General features: G+C 64.2%; 18 protein-coding genes. 4 read left to right on the plus strand and 14 right to left on the minus strand.

Going from position 1 to position 16,034, the window contains the following annotated elements; all coding sequences use genetic code 11:
- Position 1: 1 nt before the first annotated feature.
- Together ASS64_RS06340 and ASS64_RS06345 are read right to left on the minus strand one after the other, a co-directional pair.
- A complete protein-coding gene (locus ASS64_RS06340) occupies positions 2 to 844 on the minus strand; it encodes an arginyltransferase (protein WP_067691484.1) in 843 nt (280 codons plus the stop codon).
- Between the two features lie 170 nt (positions 845 to 1,014).
- Positions 1,015 to 2,265 (minus strand): threonine ammonia-lyase, encoded by a 1,251-nt coding sequence (locus ASS64_RS06345; RefSeq protein ID WP_067691487.1) that lies wholly within the window; start codon positions 2,263 to 2,265, stop codon positions 1,015 to 1,017.
- Between the two features lie 109 nt (positions 2,266 to 2,374).
- On the opposite strand from ASS64_RS06345, the gene ASS64_RS06350 reads away from it, so the two are divergent.
- A complete protein-coding gene (locus ASS64_RS06350; RefSeq protein WP_067691670.1) occupies positions 2,375 to 4,024 on the plus strand; it encodes an amidohydrolase in 1,650 nt (549 codons plus the stop codon).
- On the opposite strand, the gene tatC is transcribed toward ASS64_RS06350, so the two are convergent.
- The 9 genes from tatC to ASS64_RS06395 form a co-directional block, all read right to left on the minus strand.
- A complete protein-coding gene (gene tatC, locus ASS64_RS06355; protein ID WP_067691489.1) occupies positions 4,009 to 4,803 on the minus strand; it encodes a twin-arginine translocase subunit TatC in 795 nt (264 codons plus the stop codon). The genes ASS64_RS06350 and tatC overlap by 16 nt on opposite strands.
- A 1-nt stretch (position 4,804) precedes the next feature.
- The gene (gene tatB / locus ASS64_RS06360) at positions 4,805 to 5,239 is read right to left on the minus strand and encodes a Sec-independent protein translocase protein TatB (protein ID WP_067691491.1); all 435 of its coding nucleotides are present in this window, start codon (positions 5,237 to 5,239) and stop codon (positions 4,805 to 4,807) included.
- Positions 5,240 to 5,263: 24 nt separating this feature from the next.
- Complete coding sequence (gene tatA / locus ASS64_RS06365; RefSeq protein WP_067691494.1) at positions 5,264 to 5,494, minus strand: twin-arginine translocase TatA/TatE family subunit; 231 nt, start codon at positions 5,492 to 5,494, stop codon at positions 5,264 to 5,266.
- Between the two features lie 61 nt (positions 5,495 to 5,555).
- On the minus strand, positions 5,556 to 6,170 hold the full coding sequence (gene scpB, locus ASS64_RS06370) for an SMC-Scp complex subunit ScpB (RefSeq protein WP_067691497.1): 615 nt from the start codon (positions 6,168 to 6,170) through the stop codon (positions 5,556 to 5,558).
- On the minus strand, positions 6,170 to 6,979 hold the full coding sequence (locus tag ASS64_RS06375) for a ScpA family protein (RefSeq protein ID WP_067691500.1): 810 nt from the start codon (positions 6,977 to 6,979) through the stop codon (positions 6,170 to 6,172). Before ASS64_RS06375 ends, scpB begins: the two co-directional genes overlap by 1 nt.
- Complete coding sequence (nagZ, locus tag ASS64_RS06380; RefSeq protein WP_067691673.1) at positions 6,976 to 7,998, minus strand: beta-N-acetylhexosaminidase; 1,023 nt, start codon at positions 7,996 to 7,998, stop codon at positions 6,976 to 6,978. The genes ASS64_RS06375 and nagZ overlap by 4 nt, the downstream gene beginning before the upstream one ends.
- Positions 7,999 to 8,079: 81 nt before the next feature.
- Entirely contained in the window at positions 8,080 to 8,772 is a 693-nt protein-coding gene (locus ASS64_RS06385) for an SPOR domain-containing protein (RefSeq protein WP_067691502.1), read from the minus strand.
- 2 nt (positions 8,773 to 8,774) lie between these two features.
- Positions 8,775 to 10,514, minus strand: a complete 1,740-nt coding sequence (gene argS / locus ASS64_RS06390; RefSeq protein WP_067691505.1) for an arginine--tRNA ligase — start codon at positions 10,512 to 10,514, stop codon at positions 8,775 to 8,777.
- 45 nt (positions 10,515 to 10,559) lie between these two features.
- The gene (locus tag ASS64_RS06395; RefSeq protein WP_067691508.1) at positions 10,560 to 11,213 is read right to left on the minus strand and encodes a hypothetical protein; all 654 of its coding nucleotides are present in this window, start codon (positions 11,211 to 11,213) and stop codon (positions 10,560 to 10,562) included.
- Between the two features lie 97 nt (positions 11,214 to 11,310).
- Here ASS64_RS06395 and ispH point away from each other — a divergent pair, with 97 nt between their 5' ends.
- The 3 genes from ispH to rnhA are packed head-to-tail and all read left to right on the plus strand — an operon-like array spanning position 11,311 to position 13,692.
- Positions 11,311 to 12,294, plus strand: a complete 984-nt coding sequence (ispH, locus tag ASS64_RS06400; protein ID WP_067691511.1) for a 4-hydroxy-3-methylbut-2-enyl diphosphate reductase — start codon at positions 11,311 to 11,313, stop codon at positions 12,292 to 12,294.
- A 1-nt stretch (position 12,295) separates the two neighbouring features.
- Positions 12,296 to 13,252: a homoserine kinase gene (thrB, locus tag ASS64_RS06405; RefSeq protein WP_067691514.1), complete on the plus strand. Its 957-nt coding sequence runs from the start codon at positions 12,296 to 12,298 to the stop codon at positions 13,250 to 13,252.
- Positions 13,249 to 13,692: a ribonuclease HI gene (gene rnhA / locus ASS64_RS06410; RefSeq protein WP_067691517.1), complete on the plus strand. Its 444-nt coding sequence runs from the start codon at positions 13,249 to 13,251 to the stop codon at positions 13,690 to 13,692. Before thrB ends, rnhA begins: the two co-directional genes overlap by 4 nt.
- A gap of 6 nt (positions 13,693 to 13,698) precedes the next feature.
- Here the strand turns inward: rnhA and ASS64_RS16380 are convergent, their stop codons facing one another.
- The 3 genes from ASS64_RS16380 to ASS64_RS06420 form a co-directional block, all read right to left on the minus strand.
- Complete coding sequence (locus tag ASS64_RS16380; RefSeq protein WP_083508212.1) at positions 13,699 to 13,875, minus strand: YegP family protein; 177 nt, start codon at positions 13,873 to 13,875, stop codon at positions 13,699 to 13,701.
- A 62-nt stretch (positions 13,876 to 13,937) separates the two neighbouring features.
- Positions 13,938 to 15,035: an FAD-binding oxidoreductase gene (locus ASS64_RS06415; RefSeq protein WP_067691520.1), complete on the minus strand. Its 1,098-nt coding sequence runs from the start codon at positions 15,033 to 15,035 to the stop codon at positions 13,938 to 13,940.
- Positions 15,032 to 16,021, minus strand: coding sequence for an alpha/beta fold hydrolase (locus tag ASS64_RS06420; RefSeq protein ID WP_067691676.1), 990 nt, complete (start codon positions 16,019 to 16,021; stop codon positions 15,032 to 15,034). The genes ASS64_RS06415 and ASS64_RS06420 overlap by 4 nt, the downstream gene beginning before the upstream one ends.
- Positions 16,022 to 16,034 lie beyond the last annotated feature (13 nt).

Here is a 16,034-nt window from a genome sequence, read left to right on the forward strand (position 1 = left end):
CTCAATCGGCGATCTTGTACTCGGCTGCCAGCCCGTCTTTGGAAGGCAGGGCCTCGTCGCGGCGCTTCGCACGCGGGGCGGTTGCAGCGGCGATAAGGCGCCTCTGCTCGGCATCGGGCATGCGCTCCCATCCGCCACGAGTGAGTCGTTCAAGCGGCCGGTAGCGGACCTTGTATCGCATCCGCTCGGCCCCTTCGACCCAGTATCCAAGGTAGACGTATGGCAGCCCACGATCGGCAGCACGGCGGATGTGGTCGAGGATGATGTAGTTCCCAAGCCCGGCGCGATCCCCATGCTCAGGGTCGTAGAAGCTGTAGATCATCGACAGCCCGTCACCCTGGTAGTCCGTAAGGCACGCCCCCACCAGACGCCCCGGTTCGAAGCCGGTGCCCGGCTCCCGATATTCGATCACATAGCTCGTAACGCTGGTGTGTTCCACCATATCCGCAAAGTCGGTTTCTTCCATCTGCGTCATGCCGCCGCCGGGGTGGCGCGCAGAGAGATATTTCTGCAGAAGCTCGAACTGTTCGGAGGTGGCCCAGGGACGGCATTCGGTGGCGATCAGGTCGTCATTCGACTTGAGCGTGCGCTTCTGGCTCGACGAGGCCTGGAATTCATTCGCCACCACGCGGACCGACACGCAGGCCTGGCAATCGAGGCAGGACGGGCGATAGGCGACCGTCTGGCTGCGGCGGAACCCGATCCGGCCGAGCGCCTCGTTCAGTTCGTCGGCATTCTCGCCGCGCAGTTCGGTAAACACCTTCCGCTCGCTCTTGCCCGGCAGGTACGGACACGGCGCGGGGCTGGTCACGAAAAAGCGGGGGAAGCGAATTGGTGCGGTCACGGTGGCCTGCGTCCTCTCGGGGCTTGGGAATTCCCTGTCTGATAGACATACAATGCCAGAGCGGGTCCCGCGTTAAAACCCTCTTAACCACGAAATATGCAACCCATCCGTCGAACGACGCGGATTGGTGGAAACTCGACGGCTTGAAGGGGCTGCGGCGGCAATCCGGTTCAGGCCAGCTCGGCCAGTTCCACGCTATAACCCTTGGCACGCAGCGCTTCCACCAGCCGGTCGATCTGTTCGCCTCCGCGCGCTTCGCATTCAATCTCCGCCGTCAGCCCCTTGGCAGGCAGCGTCGTGAAGATCCGCTGGTGGTAGATCTCGATGATATTGACATCATGCGTATTGAACTCGCGCATCACCTTGAACAGCGCGCCGGGCCGATCCTGCAACACGATCCGGAGCCGCGCGAGACGGCCCGAGCGCGCGAGATCGCGCAGCAGGACGTTGGCCAGCAGGCGGGTGTCGATATTACCACCGCACAGGACAAGGCCGACGGTCTTGCCGGCGAATCTCTCCGGATTCGAAAGCACCGCGGCAAGGCCGGCAGCCCCCGCGCCTTCGACCACGGTCTTTTCGATTTGCAACAGTAACGATACCGCGTGCTCGAGCTTTGCCTCCTTGACCAACAGAACCTGGTCGACAAGTTCGGCAATTATCTGGCGGGTGAACTCGCCGGGGGCCTTCACTGCAATGCCTTCCGCCAGCGTATCGCCTCCGCAGGGGCGATCATCGCCGGTAACGGCAGAATACATCGAGGGATAGAGTTCGGCCTGTACGCCGACCAACTCGATTGATGGGTTCAGCGCCTTGGCGACCGTCGCCATGCCGCTCATCAGCCCGCCGCCACCGATGGGCACGACGAGGCAGTCAAAATCGTCCTTCTCCTCGAGCATTTCCAGCGCGACCGTACCCTGCCCGGCCGCCACCAGCGGTTCGTCGAACGGGTGGACGAAAGTGAGGCCGCGCTCGTCCTCCAATTGGCGGGCGTGGGCATAGGCCTCGTCGAAGGTTTCGCCGAACAGTTCGACATTGCCGCCGACGCTTTCGGTCTGCATCACTTTCACGCTGGGCGTGGTCCGCGGCATGACGATGGTCACCGGCACGTCGAGCCGGCGCCCGTGATAGCTCAGACCCTGGCTATGGTTGCCGGCCGATGCGGCGATGACGCCGCGCGCCTTCTGCTCCTCGTTCAGATGCAACAGGGCGTTGAGCGCACCGCGTTCCTTGTAGGCAGCGGTGAACTGGTGGTTTTCGAACTTGAGCCAGATATCCGCCCCGGCAATCTCCGACAGCGTCTGCGAGCGCAGCATCGGCGTCTTGACCACCGCGCCTTCGATACGTGCGGCGGCAGCGCGCACATCGTCGAGGGTCAGGAGCTCGGTCGCCTTGGCGGCACGCACGGGAGATGCTTGGGTCATGCTCCGCCCCTACGGCGCGCTGGCGCGGGGCGCAATCGCCGAAAGGGTTTGCCTCGCTCAAGCTATGCCTTATCGCGCACGGACGAAACACGGACGGGGACCGCCTGAAATGAAGTTCAAATTCCTTGCCACTGCCCTCGCCCTCGCGCTGGCCGCACCGGCTCAGGCCGATGTGCTGATCGACAATGTAGAGGGTATGACGATCGGCGAGGACGGCAAGGTCGAACGCTTCACCGCGCTGGTGATCGACGATGACGGCAAGGTCGCGCAGATCGTAAAGTCGGGCGAAGACAAGCCGCAGACCGACTATCGCGAGGATGGCAAGGGCGCGGTGATGATTCCCGGCCTGATCGATGCCCATGCGCATGTGATGGGGATCGGCATCGGCGCGCTGACGCTCGACTTGTCGGATACCACTTCGCTCGACGAGGCGCTCGACAAGATCCGCCGTTTCGCGGCCGAGAACGAGGCGCGCCCGTGGATCCTGGGACGCGGCTGGAACCAGGAAAAATGGGGCCTTGGCCGTTTCCCGACAGCCGAAGAGCTCGACAGCGCCGTAGCCGACCGTCCAGTCTATCTCGAGCGGGTCGACGGGCATGCCGGCTGGGCCAACACTCTCGCCATGCGAGCGGCCGGCATTACCGAAGCCAGCGAGAGCCCCTCCGGCGGTCGGATCGAGCGCATGCTCGGCTCACGGCAACCCTCCGGCGTATTCGTCGATGCCGCCGAGCAATTGATGCGGGCCGCGATCCCGGCACCGCGTCCCAACGAGCGCGATCTCGCCTTTGCCGAGGCACAGAAGGTGCTCCACCGCCACGGCATCACCGCAGTGGCCGACATGGGGACGACGATCGAGGATTGGCAGGCCTTCCGTCGCGCGGGAGACAAGGGCGCGCTGACGCTCAGGATCATGTCCTACGCCGCTGGTCCCGACCAGATGGAACTGATCGCGGGCGCCCGGCCCTCGCCCTGGCTTTACGACGACAAGCTGCGGATGAACGGTGTGAAGCTCTACCTCGACGGCGCACTCGGCAGCCGCGGGGCCTGGCTCAAGCAGCCCTATGCCGATGATCCGGGCAATACCGGCCTGCCGCTGACCAGCCCGGCCAAGCTGCGCAATATTCTCGTGCGCGCGGCACAGGGCAATTTCCAGCCCGCGATCCATGCCATCGGAACCGCAGCCAATGAGGACGCGCTCAACGCAATTGGCGAGATCGCCGAAAGCTTTCCCGGCGATCGCCGCTGGCGGATCGAGCACGTCCAGATCGTCGATCCGGTGGACCTCCCGAAGCTGGGCCAGAACGGCATCATCGCATCGATGCAGCCGGTTCACCAGACCAGCGATCGAACGATGGCCGAAGCGCGGCTCGGTCCCGACCGGCTAGAAGGCGCCTATGCGTGGAACACGATCCTCCAGCTTGGCGGGCGGCTGGCCTTTGGTTCGGACGCTCCGGTGGAATCGCCCGATCCTTTCGCCGGCCTTGCCGCCGCCACCACACGCATGGACGCCAATGGCGAGCCTTTCGGCGGCTGGCGCCCACAAGAGCGGGTCAACCGCGAACAGGCGCTGGCGGGTTTCACGAGCGAGGCCGCCTATGCCGGATTTGCCGAAGGCCGCTTTGGCCGGCTGCTGCCGGGCGAGCGTGCCGACTTCGTGCTGATCGATCGCGACCCCCTGCTTGCGACACCCAGCGAATTGCGCGCAACCAAGGTGCTCGAAACCTGGGTCGGCGGACGCAAGGTCTATGATGCCGACTGAGGTTCCTCCGGCTTTTCGACATCCGCTTTGCGCCGCTTCTCGGTCAGCCGCATCAGAAAAAGCGATCCCTCGAATAGCAGCAGCAATGGGATCGCGAGCAGGAGTTGCGACCCCGGATCGGGCGGCGTGATGATTGCCGCGAGCGCCACCACCGCCACTATCACATAGCGCCGCGCCGAAACGAGCTGGTCGCGTGTGACGATCCCCGCACGGTGCAGCAACAGCAAGAGGACCGGCAGCAGGAAGCTCATCCCGAATGCGAGAATGAACTGCATTACGAGGCCGAGATACTCGTTCGCCGTCGGCAGCGCCTGTATTTCGAGCCCGCCCGCGGTGCCTTCGAAACCGAGGAACCAGCGGAATGCGGTCGGCATGACGATGTAATAGGCCAGCGCGGCGCCCATGGTGAAGAGAATCGGCGTCGCCAGCAGGAAGGGCAGGAAAGCCTTCTTCTCCTTCGCGTAGAGCCCGGGTGCGACGAAAGCCCAGAGCTGGTTCGCGATGATCGGGAAGCTGAGACAGAAGCCCGCGAACAGCGCCACTTTCAGCTCGACGAAGAAAACCTCGTAGAGCTTGGTGAAGATCAGCTGGCCTTCCCCGTCGGCAAAGGAATTCTTGAGCGGCTGGATCAGGAAGCCGAGGATCGGATCGGCGAAATAGAGGCAGATGCCGAAGGCGATCGCCAATGCCAGCACGCAGCGCACCAGCCGCGCGCGCAATTCGATCAGGTGGTCGAGCAGCGGGGCCTGGCTCTCGTCGATATCCTTTATGACGGCCATGTCAGCGACCTTTGCCTGCTGGCGGCGGATCGAGCGGGAGCGGCGGCTCGTCCGTATGCTCGGGCGCCTTCACCGGTGCCGCGCGCTTGATCGCAGCCTCTGCCGCCGCATCGGCATCCGGTACTTCATTGGCCGAAGCCAGTGGCTCCATCTCGCCGGGTATGAGGTTTTCCGGCGCCCCGCCCTCGGGCGTCGAGCCCTCGGGGTATTTGGCCATGATTTCCTTATTCCGCTTGGCCCACTTTTCTTCCATTTCCTCGATTTCGGCCTGGCGGACGACCTCGTCGAGACCCGCACGGAAATGCCCCGACATGCGGCGCAGCTTGCCGATCCAGCGGCCTGCAGTGCGCAGCGCCTTGGGCATGTCCTTGGGGCCGATCACGAGGATCGCCACGATGACGATCACCAGCAATTCGCTGGCGCCGATATCGAACATGGCCTGCCTCGCTTTCTAGCGAAATTACTTGGTGTCGGTGGTCTGCTTGACCTGGTCTGGGGTCAGCCCTTCATCCGCGGGCTTGGCTTCGTGGCCGATTTGTTTGGCGGGCGCCTCGTCTTCGTCGTTCATGCCCTGCTTGAAGCTTTTGATTCCCTTGCCGAAATCACCCATCATTTCGGAAATCCTCCCGCGCCCGAAGAGGACGAGGATAACGATGGCGATGATGGCGATCTGCCAGACACTAAGACCCATGGGACCTACTCTTTCGAATTGCTTGGCAACGAATATAGGCATTGCCGCGGCTTAGCGCCAGTCAGGCTTCATCCGAAGTCTCTTCGCGACCCATGCTGTCGCCCGAATCCTCGGGCAAACTGTCGGACATGAGCTCCTCAAAAGCATCCTCGACCGGGTCGAGCAGGCCCGTCGCGCGCAATTCCGCGATCCCGGGCAGATCGCGGCGGCTCGACAGGCCGAAATGCTCGAGAAATTCGGGCGTCGTCGCATAGATCGTCGGTCGCCCCGGCACCTCGCGTCGTCCGGCGATCTTAACCCAGCCCGCCTCCATCAATACGTCGAGCGTGCCGCCGCTGGTCTGCACCCCGCGGATCGATTCGATCTCCGCACGGCTGACCGGCTCGTGATAGGCGATGATCGCAAGAACCTCGGTCGCGGCTCGGCTCAGGCGGCGGACCTGCTCCTTTTCGCGCCGGAGCAAGTGCGCAAGATCCGGCGCGGTTTCGAAATGCCAGCGCTTGCCGCGCTCCACGAGGTGGATGCCGCGCTTTTCGTAATCCTCTGCCACACTGCGCAAGGCCGCGCGCACGTCGCCGACTGCCGCATCTCCGAGGAAACTTGCCAGCGCCTCCGCCGTCATCGGTTCTTCCGCCGCAAACAGCGCGGCTTCGACGGCGCGGGCGAGTTCGTCCATCAGCCCGGCATCCTGCGAAGATGGAGGGGGCCGAAAGTATCCTCCTGCTGCAGTTCGGCCTTGCCCAGCCGCGCCAGTTCGAGCGCGGCAACGAAGCTGGAAGCCAGCGCCGAGCGCTTGAGACGCGGTTCGGCATGGGGCGGAAGGAAATCGCGCAATTCCATCCAGTCCAGCGTCACGCCGAGCATATTGGACACCCGGTCAAGCGCCGATTCGAGCGTCATCACGGGCCGTTCGCGGACCATGTGGATCGCAGGAGCGGTACGCGCCTTCACCCGCCCATATGCCTCGATCAGCGCAAACTGGTCGCAGCGCCATTTGGTCTTGCGGGCGATTTCAAGACCCTCGGGATCGCCACGCAGGAACACATCGCGCCCGATCCGGTCGCCGCCCAGCAGCCGTGCCGCGGCATCGCGCATCGCGCCCAGGCGCTGGAGCCGCAATTGCAGCTTGAGTGCCAATTCTTCGGGACTTGGGTCTTCCTGCTCTTCCTTGGGCAGCAGCAGGGCCGATTTGAGATAGGCGAGCCATGCCGCCATCACGAGATAGTCGGCTGCCAGCTCCAGTTTCAGCGCCCCGGCGCGGTCGATATAGCCGAGATACTGGTCGACCAGCGCGAGGATCGAGATCGACCGCAAATCGACCTTCTGCCGGCGGGCAAGGTCGAGCAGCAGGTCGAGCGGGCCTTCCCAACCCTCCAGCTCGAGATAAAGCGCATTCTCGTCGACCGGTGCCTGCGCCGCGATACCATCCCACTCATCCTGCGTTTCAGCGGCGGTCTCGTTGAAAAAGAGGCCATCGCTGGTCATGCCGCGCGCTCCTCGGCGATCGCCAGCAGCGCATCGCGCTTGGCAAGCAGTTCGGCGGTGTCGGGCCCGTCCTGCGGCTGGCGCATTGCAGCATGCACGCGTGCCAGCCGCTCGGTCGTCTTTGCGCGCATCGTCCCGCCACGCTCGGCGATGGCGATCTGGTCCTCCATCTTCGCCCAGCAATTGAGCACGATGTCGCAGCCTGCCTCCAGCGCGCGGACCGAACGTTCGGGGATCGTGCCATCGAGCGCCTGCATGTCGATATCGTCCGAAAGGAGCAGTCCGTCGAAACCGATCCTGCCGCGGATGACCTCGCGAATCACCGTTTCCGAAAGCGTCGCCGGATTCTGCGGGTCCCACGCCTCGAACACGATATGCGCGCTCATTCCAAGAGGATGCGCGGACAGCGTTCGAAACGGCTCGATATCGATCTCGAGTTCTTCTTCGCTCGCGATGACATGGGGCAATGCCTTGTGCGAATCGCATGTCGCACGGCCGTGACCGGGCATATGTTTGAGGCAGCCTACGATACCGGCCCGGCCCATACCGTCGAGAACTGCACGGCCAAGCGCCGCGACCTGCATGGGATCGCTGCCCAACGCCCGGTCGCCGATGACGTCATCGGTCTCGGCGCGGCGCACGTCGAACGGCGCATGATAGTCGACCGTGATGCCCATCTCGCCGAGCTCGCGGCCCATCGCCTCGGCATTGACCCGCGCCGCTTCTATCGCCGAGGCCGGCGCGATATCCCACAGCTTGGCGAAAGCTTCGCCCGCCGGATAGCGCTGCCATTCGGGCGGTTTCATGCGCACGACGCGACCGCCCTCCTGGTCGATCGACACGATCAGGTGATCGCGACCGTGGATCGCGCGCAGATCGTCGGTCAGCTTGCGCAACTGCTCCTTGTTCTCGCAATTACGCGCGAACAGGATGTAGCCTGCCGGGTCCGCCTCCTTGAAAAAGGCACGTTCATCGGCGCTCAGTTCGAGACCGGAAATGCCGAAAATGGCTGGCGTCATGCGCAGCAAACTGGGGTTTTCGCTCGAATCCCGCAAGCTTGCGACCTGCGGGAAGTGTGGAAATTCGGTCCGGAGACCGCCTTATTTGACGAAACAGGCGAGTCCATCGGCCTTGAGCGCTGAGCACAGCCGGTTGGCCGCGGCACGGTCTCCGGCCAGAGCCTGAAGGCGATAAACGCGGCCGATATCGACCTGCGCCTCGACCACGCGATGCCTCACTCCGTTGAGCGCCTCGGTCTGGCGGATCAGGTTCGACCACGCCGCTTCGGCGTCGGCTCGGCGCGGATAGGCGCCGACCTGTACAGCGGTTCCGGCCGGCGGTGCGGTGCGCGTACCCTCGTTGACCGTCGAGGCGATCGCAGGCCCGGCGTCGCCAGCTTGGTCGACAGGCGCGCCCGGCGGCTCTGCCAGCCTGCCTTCCCGCGTCTGGCCTTCGCCGACCGCAAAACTGGTGTCGCCGGTTCCGGCAAATGTCTTGCCACCCGGGTTCTCGGGCCTGGTTTTATATGGTTCGTCCGGCGCGGCGATCACGCTGCCATCGGCTGGGGGTTCATCCAATGCCTGATTGGAAACGAACCAGATTCCACCAACCACCACAGCGAGCAGCACAAGCGCGAGCACGCCCAGGAGGACCAGTCGCGACGTGTCGAAGCTTCCTGTTTCTTCCTCGTCCTCGCCCGCCTCGAGCCAGGGCAGGCTTTCGTCATCGGCCAGGTCGAGCTGGTCTTCGCCCTGCAAATCGCCATCCCTATCGTAAGGCGTCGACGCCACCATGCTCACATCTCCTCGACCGCTTCGACCCCCAGGATCGCAAGGCCGTTGCGAATAACCTGCCCGACCTGCGCCGCCAGAAACAGCCGCGCTCCCGTCAGTTCGGGATCGCTCTCCTGAATGATCCGCTTCGACGGATCATCGTTACCCGCATTCCAGAAACTGTGGAAGGCGGCAGCGAGATCGCCGAGGAAGAAAGCGATACGATGCGGCTCACGCGCCTTGGCGGCGGATTCGACCACGCGCGGGAATTGCGAGGCTTCGCGCACCAATGCGAGCTCTTCCTCGCCTAGCCGGTCGAGATGCGCATCGCTCGGCTCGACGCCTGCCTTGCGCAGGGTCGAGTGAATGCGGGCATGCGCATATTGCAGGTAGAAGACCGGATTGTCTTTCGAGGCTTCGACCACCTTGGCGAAGTCGAATTCCATCTGCGCGTCGGGCTTGCGGGTGAGCATGGTGAAGCGCACCACGTCCTTGCCAACCTCGTTCACGACATCGGCCAGCGTGACGAAAGTGCCCAACCGCTTGGACATCTTGACCGGTACACCATCGCGCAGCAGCTTGACCATCTGCACCAGCTTGACGTCGAACGGCACGTCGCGCCCCGCGCCCTCGGTCAGCGCGGCGACTGCGGCCTTGATGCGCTTGACCGTGCCTGCGTGGTCGGCGCCCCAGATGTCGATCAGCGCGTCGGCTTTTTCCGCCTTCTGGAAGTGATAGGCGAGATCGGCGCCGAAATAGGTCCAGGCCCCGTTCGATTTCTTGATCGGGCGATCCTGGTCGTCGCCGAATTCGGTGGAGCGGAACAGCGGCAGCTCGACCGGCTCCCAATCTTCGGGCGGAGCCTTGCCCTTGGGCGCTTCGAGCACGCCGTCGTAGACGAAGCCGTGTTCGCGCAGCCAGGCTTCCGCCGCTTCGGGCTTCTTTGCCGCCTGCAATTCGGCTTCGGAAGAAAACAGATCGTGATGAATGCCCAGCAGCGCCAGATCCTCGCGGATCATCTCCATCATCGCCGCGACCGAACGCTGGCGGAACAGTTCCAACCACTCGCTTTCGGGCGCGTCCTTGTAGGCGGGGCCGAACTCCTGCGCGAGCCGTTCGCCCACCGGCTTCAGATAGTCTCCAGGGTAGAGACCCTCGGGAATCTCGCCGATGTCGTCGCCCAAGGCCTCGCGATAGCGAAGGTGCGCGGAACGGGCGAGCACGTCCACCTGGCCGCCCGCATCATTGACGTAGTATTCGCGCGTGACCCGGTAGCCGGCCCATTCGAGCAGGCCGGACAGCGCATCGCCGACCACCGCGCCGCGGCAATGGCCCATATGCATCGGTCCGGTCGGGTTGGCGGAGACATATTCGACATTGACCGTCTGGCCCTTGCCCATATCCGAACGGCCGTAGTCGTCGCCGAGATCGGAAATCGCACGCAGTTCGCGCCGCCATGCATCGGGCGCGAGGCGCAGGTTGATGAACCCCGGACCGGCGATTGCCGCTTCGGAAATGTCGGGCTCGCGCTCCAGATGCTCGACGATCTTCTCCGCCAACGCCCGGGGATTGGTCTTCGCCTGCTTGGCGAGCACCATGGCGGCATTGGTGGCCAGGTCGCCATGCGAAGGATCGCGCGGGGGCTCGACCGTCACGTTTGCGCGCGCGGATTCCGCCGGCAGCACGCCCTCCATTTCCAGAGCGTTCAATACCGCGTCGATGCGGGCCGCGAAGGCCGCGTGAAGTGTCTGCATGTCAGCCATGGCGCGCGCCTAGCCTATCGGCGCGAAATGGCAAGATGCGAGCGCTTACCGGGTCGCGTTGTAGCGCAATTGCGCCTCGGTCAGCTGGAAGCCGACGAGCAACTCGAATGTTGCGCGCTGAACCGCGGCGCGCACGGCCGGATCGGCGAGCGGGTCGAGAGCGGCATCGGGATCGCCTGCCCTACGCCTGCGCGTGATCTGCTCGCGAATATCGGCCGGCAGGGTCGCTTCGGCGCGGTCGACATAGGCTCCGGCGCTGCCCCGCGCCTGCGCGCGTTCCTGCCCATCGGCGAATTGCAGCGTCACCGTGCCGACACGCTTGGTGACCACGGCCGACCCGCCTCTCAGTACAGTCGAGAAATAGGGCAGCGTTACTGTCCGGCTGCCGCGCGTATCGGTGCGCCGCGCGACGACATCGAAACTGGCTTCGGTATAGACCCGATCGAGCGTGTCTTCATTGCAGGTCGAACGCAGATTGGTGATGGCCGCGGTCACATCGAGATCGGCCATCGTCGTCGAACCCGGCGTGCGGAAGGTCGTGATGTCGCCGGTGTAGTCGGGAATGCCCACTGCCGGGCAGGTGGTACGCACCGCCGTGATGCCGACCCCCTGATCGACGACCAGTTCCCCTTCCCTGGCGCAGCCGGCCAACGCGAAGCCTAGAGCGAGCGCGGGAAGAAGGCGGGTACGGATGGTCATGCGGCTATTTTCCCTTTTGCGGTCATTCGAATTCGTAGCCCTGCCGAGCTGCGGCTTGCCCTAGCTTGGCCCGCACGAAAGCGCTAGAGGGCGACACATGAATGCCCCCTTTCCATCCACGCCTACCGCGTCCGACGGCGATCCGCGCCTACCGCTCAAGCTGCTGATCGCGGCTCCGCGCGGCTTTTGCGCCGGTGTCGACCGGGCGATCGAGATCGTCGAACGTGCGCTGCAGAAATACGGTGCCCCGGTCTATGTACGGCACGAGATCGTCCATAATCGATATGTCGTCGACAGCCTCAAGGCGAAGGGCGCGATCTTCGTCGAAGAACTCGACGAAGTGCCCGACGATGCACCCGTGGTGTTCAGCGCGCACGGCGTGCCCAAGGAGGTCCCGGCCGAGGCCGAACGGCGCAAGATGCTCTATGTCGATGCGACCTGCCCGCTGGTCAGCAAGGTCCACCGGCAGGCCGAACGCCAGATCGAAAAGGGTCAGCACATCCTGTTCATCGGCCACGAAGGCCATCCCGAAGTCATCGGAACGATGGGCCAGGTGCCCGGCGGACGGATAACGCTGGTCGAGACGGTCGAGGATGTCGCCAAGCTCGAATTCACGCGCGAAGACGACCTGTCCTATCTGACCCAGACCACGCTTTCGGTGGACGACACCCGCGACATCATCGAGGCGCTCGAAGCGCGCTTCCCCCAGATTGTCGCACCGCGCGCGGAAGACATCTGCTACGCCACCAGCAATCGCCAGGCTGCGGTCAAGCAGATTGCCGGTTCCTGCGATCTCGTCTTGGTGATCGGCGCGCCCAACTCGTCGAATTCGTTGCGCCTCGTCGAAGTCGCGGAACGCATGGGCACCAGCGCAATGCTGATCCAGCGGGCGGACGAGATCGATCCGACCTGGCTCGAGGGCGTCGGTACGGTGGGCCTCACTGCCGGCGCCTCCGCTCCGGAAAAGCTCGTGCGCGAGGTCGTCGATCGCCTTTCGGACTGGCGGCTGGTGGACGAGGAAGTCGTGACCACGGCCGAAGAAAACATGGTCTTCAAGCTGCCACGCCAACTGACCGAGTAGCGTGGCGGTCTACACCCATCTCGGGGCCGAGGAACTCGCGCGACTGGTCGCGCAATACGACGTCGGCGATCTCGTTTCTGTCAAGGGAATCGCCGAGGGCGTCTCGAACTCCAACTGGCTTGTCGAAACCACGCGGGGCCGCTTCATCCTCACGATGTACGAACGCCGGATCGACATTGGCGACCTGCCGTTCTTTCTCGGCCTGCTCGACCACCTGTCCGACCGGAATTGCCCGGTCCCGCGGACCATCCACGACCGCCATGGCGATGCGTGGCGAACGGTGGACGGCAAGGCGGTGGCGCTGATCGAATTCCTGCCCGGCGTTTCGCCCAACGAGCCCAATCCAGCCCAGGCCCGGGCGGTAGGCGCAGCCTTGGCAACGACACATCTGGCCGCGCGCGATTTTCCGATGGAGCGCGCGGACGGGCTGACGCCGCGCGATACGCTTGCCATTCTGCGGGAATGCGGGGCCGAGGCACTTGCCTCGATCGATCCGCAGCTCGCTGCGACGCTGGAACACGGCGCGGACATCGTCAGTGCATGGCCGGCAGACCTGCCACGCTCGATCATACATTCGGACCTGTTCCCCGACAATGTCCTGATGCTCGGCGATAAGGTCACGGGCATGATCGACTTCTACTTCGCCTGCAGCGGGGCGATGGCCTATGACCTCGCCGTGACCCATGCCGCATGGTGTTTCGACGAAAATGGAGAGCAATGCGACCGGGACCTGGGCCGCGCTATGATCGAAGGCTATGAATCGGTGCGCTCATTATCCGTTGATGAAAGGGCGGCACTACCCCTGCTTGGCGAAGGAGCCTGCCTCCGCTTCATCGCAAGCCGCGCGCAGGATTGGCTCGACACGCCCGAGGATGCGCTGGTCCGGCGCAAGGATCCGATGGATTTCGTGCGGCGGCTGGAATTCTATCGCACGAACGGCCAAGGCGCATTCGCATGAAGAAGGTCGAATTGTTCACCGATGGTGCCTGCAAGGGCAATCCCGGCCCCGGCGGCTGGGGCGCTCTGCTGCGCATGGGGCCGCATGAAAAGGAGCTTTCCGGAAGCGAGCCGGAAACTACCAACAATCGCATGGAAATGACCGCCGCGATCAAGGGCCTTCGCGCCCTGATCGAACCGTGCGAGGTCGATCTCTACACCGACAGCAAATATCTCATCGACGGGATAACCAAGTGGGTCCACGGCTGGAAGAAACGCGGCTGGGTCAATGCCAGCAAGAAGCCGGTGCGCAATGCCGAGCTATGGCACGACCTGATCGAACTCACCGAGCGGCACAAGGTCGAGTGGCATTGGGTTAGGGGCCATTCGGGCCATCCCGAAAACGATCGGGTGGACCGCCTCGCCAGCGACGAGGCGGACCGGATCGCCCGCCCGGGCTAATCGCGATCAGCTATTGTCGACGACCTCTGCACCCGGGCCGTTGGACTTGATCGAATCGATGGCATTCTGCGCGCTGGCCTTGGAGCTGTAGCCCTCGGTCGCGAACATCACTTCTGAATTGTACTTGAAACGCACGCGGTACTCGCCGGCCTTGTCCTTGTAGATCTCGAAGTGGTGGGCCATCGAAATACTCTCCCGATTCACGATTTCATTCGCTCATAAACTAGCGTTTGGGGCGGGATTGGCTAGTCAAGGCGGGCCGGCGAGTAGAGTTCGGCATCGAGCTTCTCGGTCATTGCATCGCGTTCTTCGCCGAGCAGGAGCTGACGTCCAAGCCGGGCTGCTGCGGGAGCGGTCTGGATGCCGAAACCGCCCTGCCCCGCAAACCAGGCAAAGCCTTCTACATCCGGTGCATAGCCATAAACCGGGCGACGATCCGCCGCGAAGCTGCGCAGCCCTGCCCATTTGTGCTCCACCGCCTCGACCCGCCAGTCGACGACTTCCTCGAGTTGCGCAATGGCTTCGGCCACCGCCAGTTCCTCGGGTGCGGCATCGCAAGGCTTGCTTGGCTCCTCGTCGTGCGGACTGAGCCACAAGCGCCCCGATTCAGGTTTGAAATAAAAACGGCCGCGGATGTCCAGGACGAGCGGCAGGTCGTCGGGCACCGGCGGATCGACCCGCACCTGCGCAACCGTCCGCCGATAAGGCTCTATGCCGGCCGGCTTCACGCCCGCCAGCTTCGCCAGCTCGTCCGCCCAGGCGCCTGCAGCATTCACCACAACGGCTGCTTGAAACGCCTCGCCCCGCTCGGTTGCAATGTCCCAGCGTCCATTGCGTCGATCGAGCCTCACGACACGCGCCCTGCACTCGATCGCGGCATCGGCCTCTCGCGCCTGCGCCAGATAGTGGGCATGGAGCCCTGCAACGTCGATATCCGCGCACACCGGTTCCCAGATCGCATCGGACCAGTCATGGCGGATGCCCGGCACTCGCTTCTGCAGATCGCCGCGGCCGAGATGCTGGATCGTTGCGCCGGTCGGGACGAAGCGCTGCATGAACTGCGTCACCAGTTCTTCGTCGCCCTCCCGCGCGATGTAGAGTGCCCCGCGCTCGTGCAGAAATCCCCTCTCGCGCAAGTATGAGCCCGATGCGAGCGTCAGAGGCACGATCTCGGCCCCCCCGTAACATTCCTCCCAGAATGCTGCGGATCGCCCCGTCGCATGATAGCCCGGTCGATCTTCCGCTTCGAGCAGCAGGACGCTGGCACCGCTCGCGGAAAGCTCTGCGGCGAGACTGGCCCCGGCGATGCCGGCGCCGACGATGGCGAAGTCGTAAGTAGTCATGAGCTTTCCTGCGGCACCACACGGTCGAGAAACTCAGCTATTCCGGCCATCGCCCGGTCGCGGACGGGGTCGGCTTCGCGGAGGATTTCGTGGCGTGCCTCTTCGCCGAAAGCGAGCAATTCGCCTTTGGGCAGTCGCCGCGCCGCGCGCACGGCCGCGGCGTGACTGACCAACCTGTCCGCCGAGGTGCTTATCACGAGCACGGGCACCTGCACCGCTTCCATCGCGCCTGCTTCTTCGAGCCTGCGGGCCGAGGCGTAGGCGCGTTCGACCCAACCCCAACTGCCCGGTCCCATCACCAATTCGGGACGCTCTTCGCGCCACCACAATTCGTCGGCATAACGATCGGCATCATGGGTCAGCAGGGCGCTGCGACGAGCGGGCATCTCGCCCGGTTTCTCGCTCCACTTCCATGCTGGCCGCGTCGGTTCTCCGAGTTTCGTCATCAGCCGCGCGACGAGATGGAGCAGACCGAGCGGCAGCGGTGGGCCCGACATGCCAATCATCGGCGCGCTGAGGATAGCGGCATCGGGATCGACCAGATCGTCGACCAGCGCGCGCATTACCAGATGTCCGCCCATCGAATGTCCCGCAAGAACATGGGGGCCGGGCGCCTCTCGGCGCCAGGTTGACCAGAAGTGCGCAAGATCGCTGGTCCAGTCGGTAAAGTCGTCCACATGGCCGGTCACGGCATCCTTGCCCAGGCGGCCCGAACCCGCCTGTCCGCGCCAGTCGACAGCCGTCACTCGCCAGCCCGCGCGATGCCACTGCTCGAGCGTTTCCAGGTACTTCTCGTAGAAGTCGCCACGTCCAGGCAGGAACAGGATCGAGCCACGCTCGCCGCCGGCCGCGCCCGGCCAGTCGATACGCCTGATCGCGTGCCCATCGGCCAGGACGTGGGTCGACTCGCTCGCATGCGGCGGAATCGCCCGGCGGTCGATCGCCCCCTGTGGCGCTGGCAGGACGGTGATGGCGGCCTCCTCTATGGTTACTTTTTGG

This window comes from Erythrobacter sp. AP23 (assembly GCF_001542855.1).
Taxonomy (GTDB): Bacteria; Pseudomonadota; Alphaproteobacteria; order Sphingomonadales; family Sphingomonadaceae; genus Qipengyuania.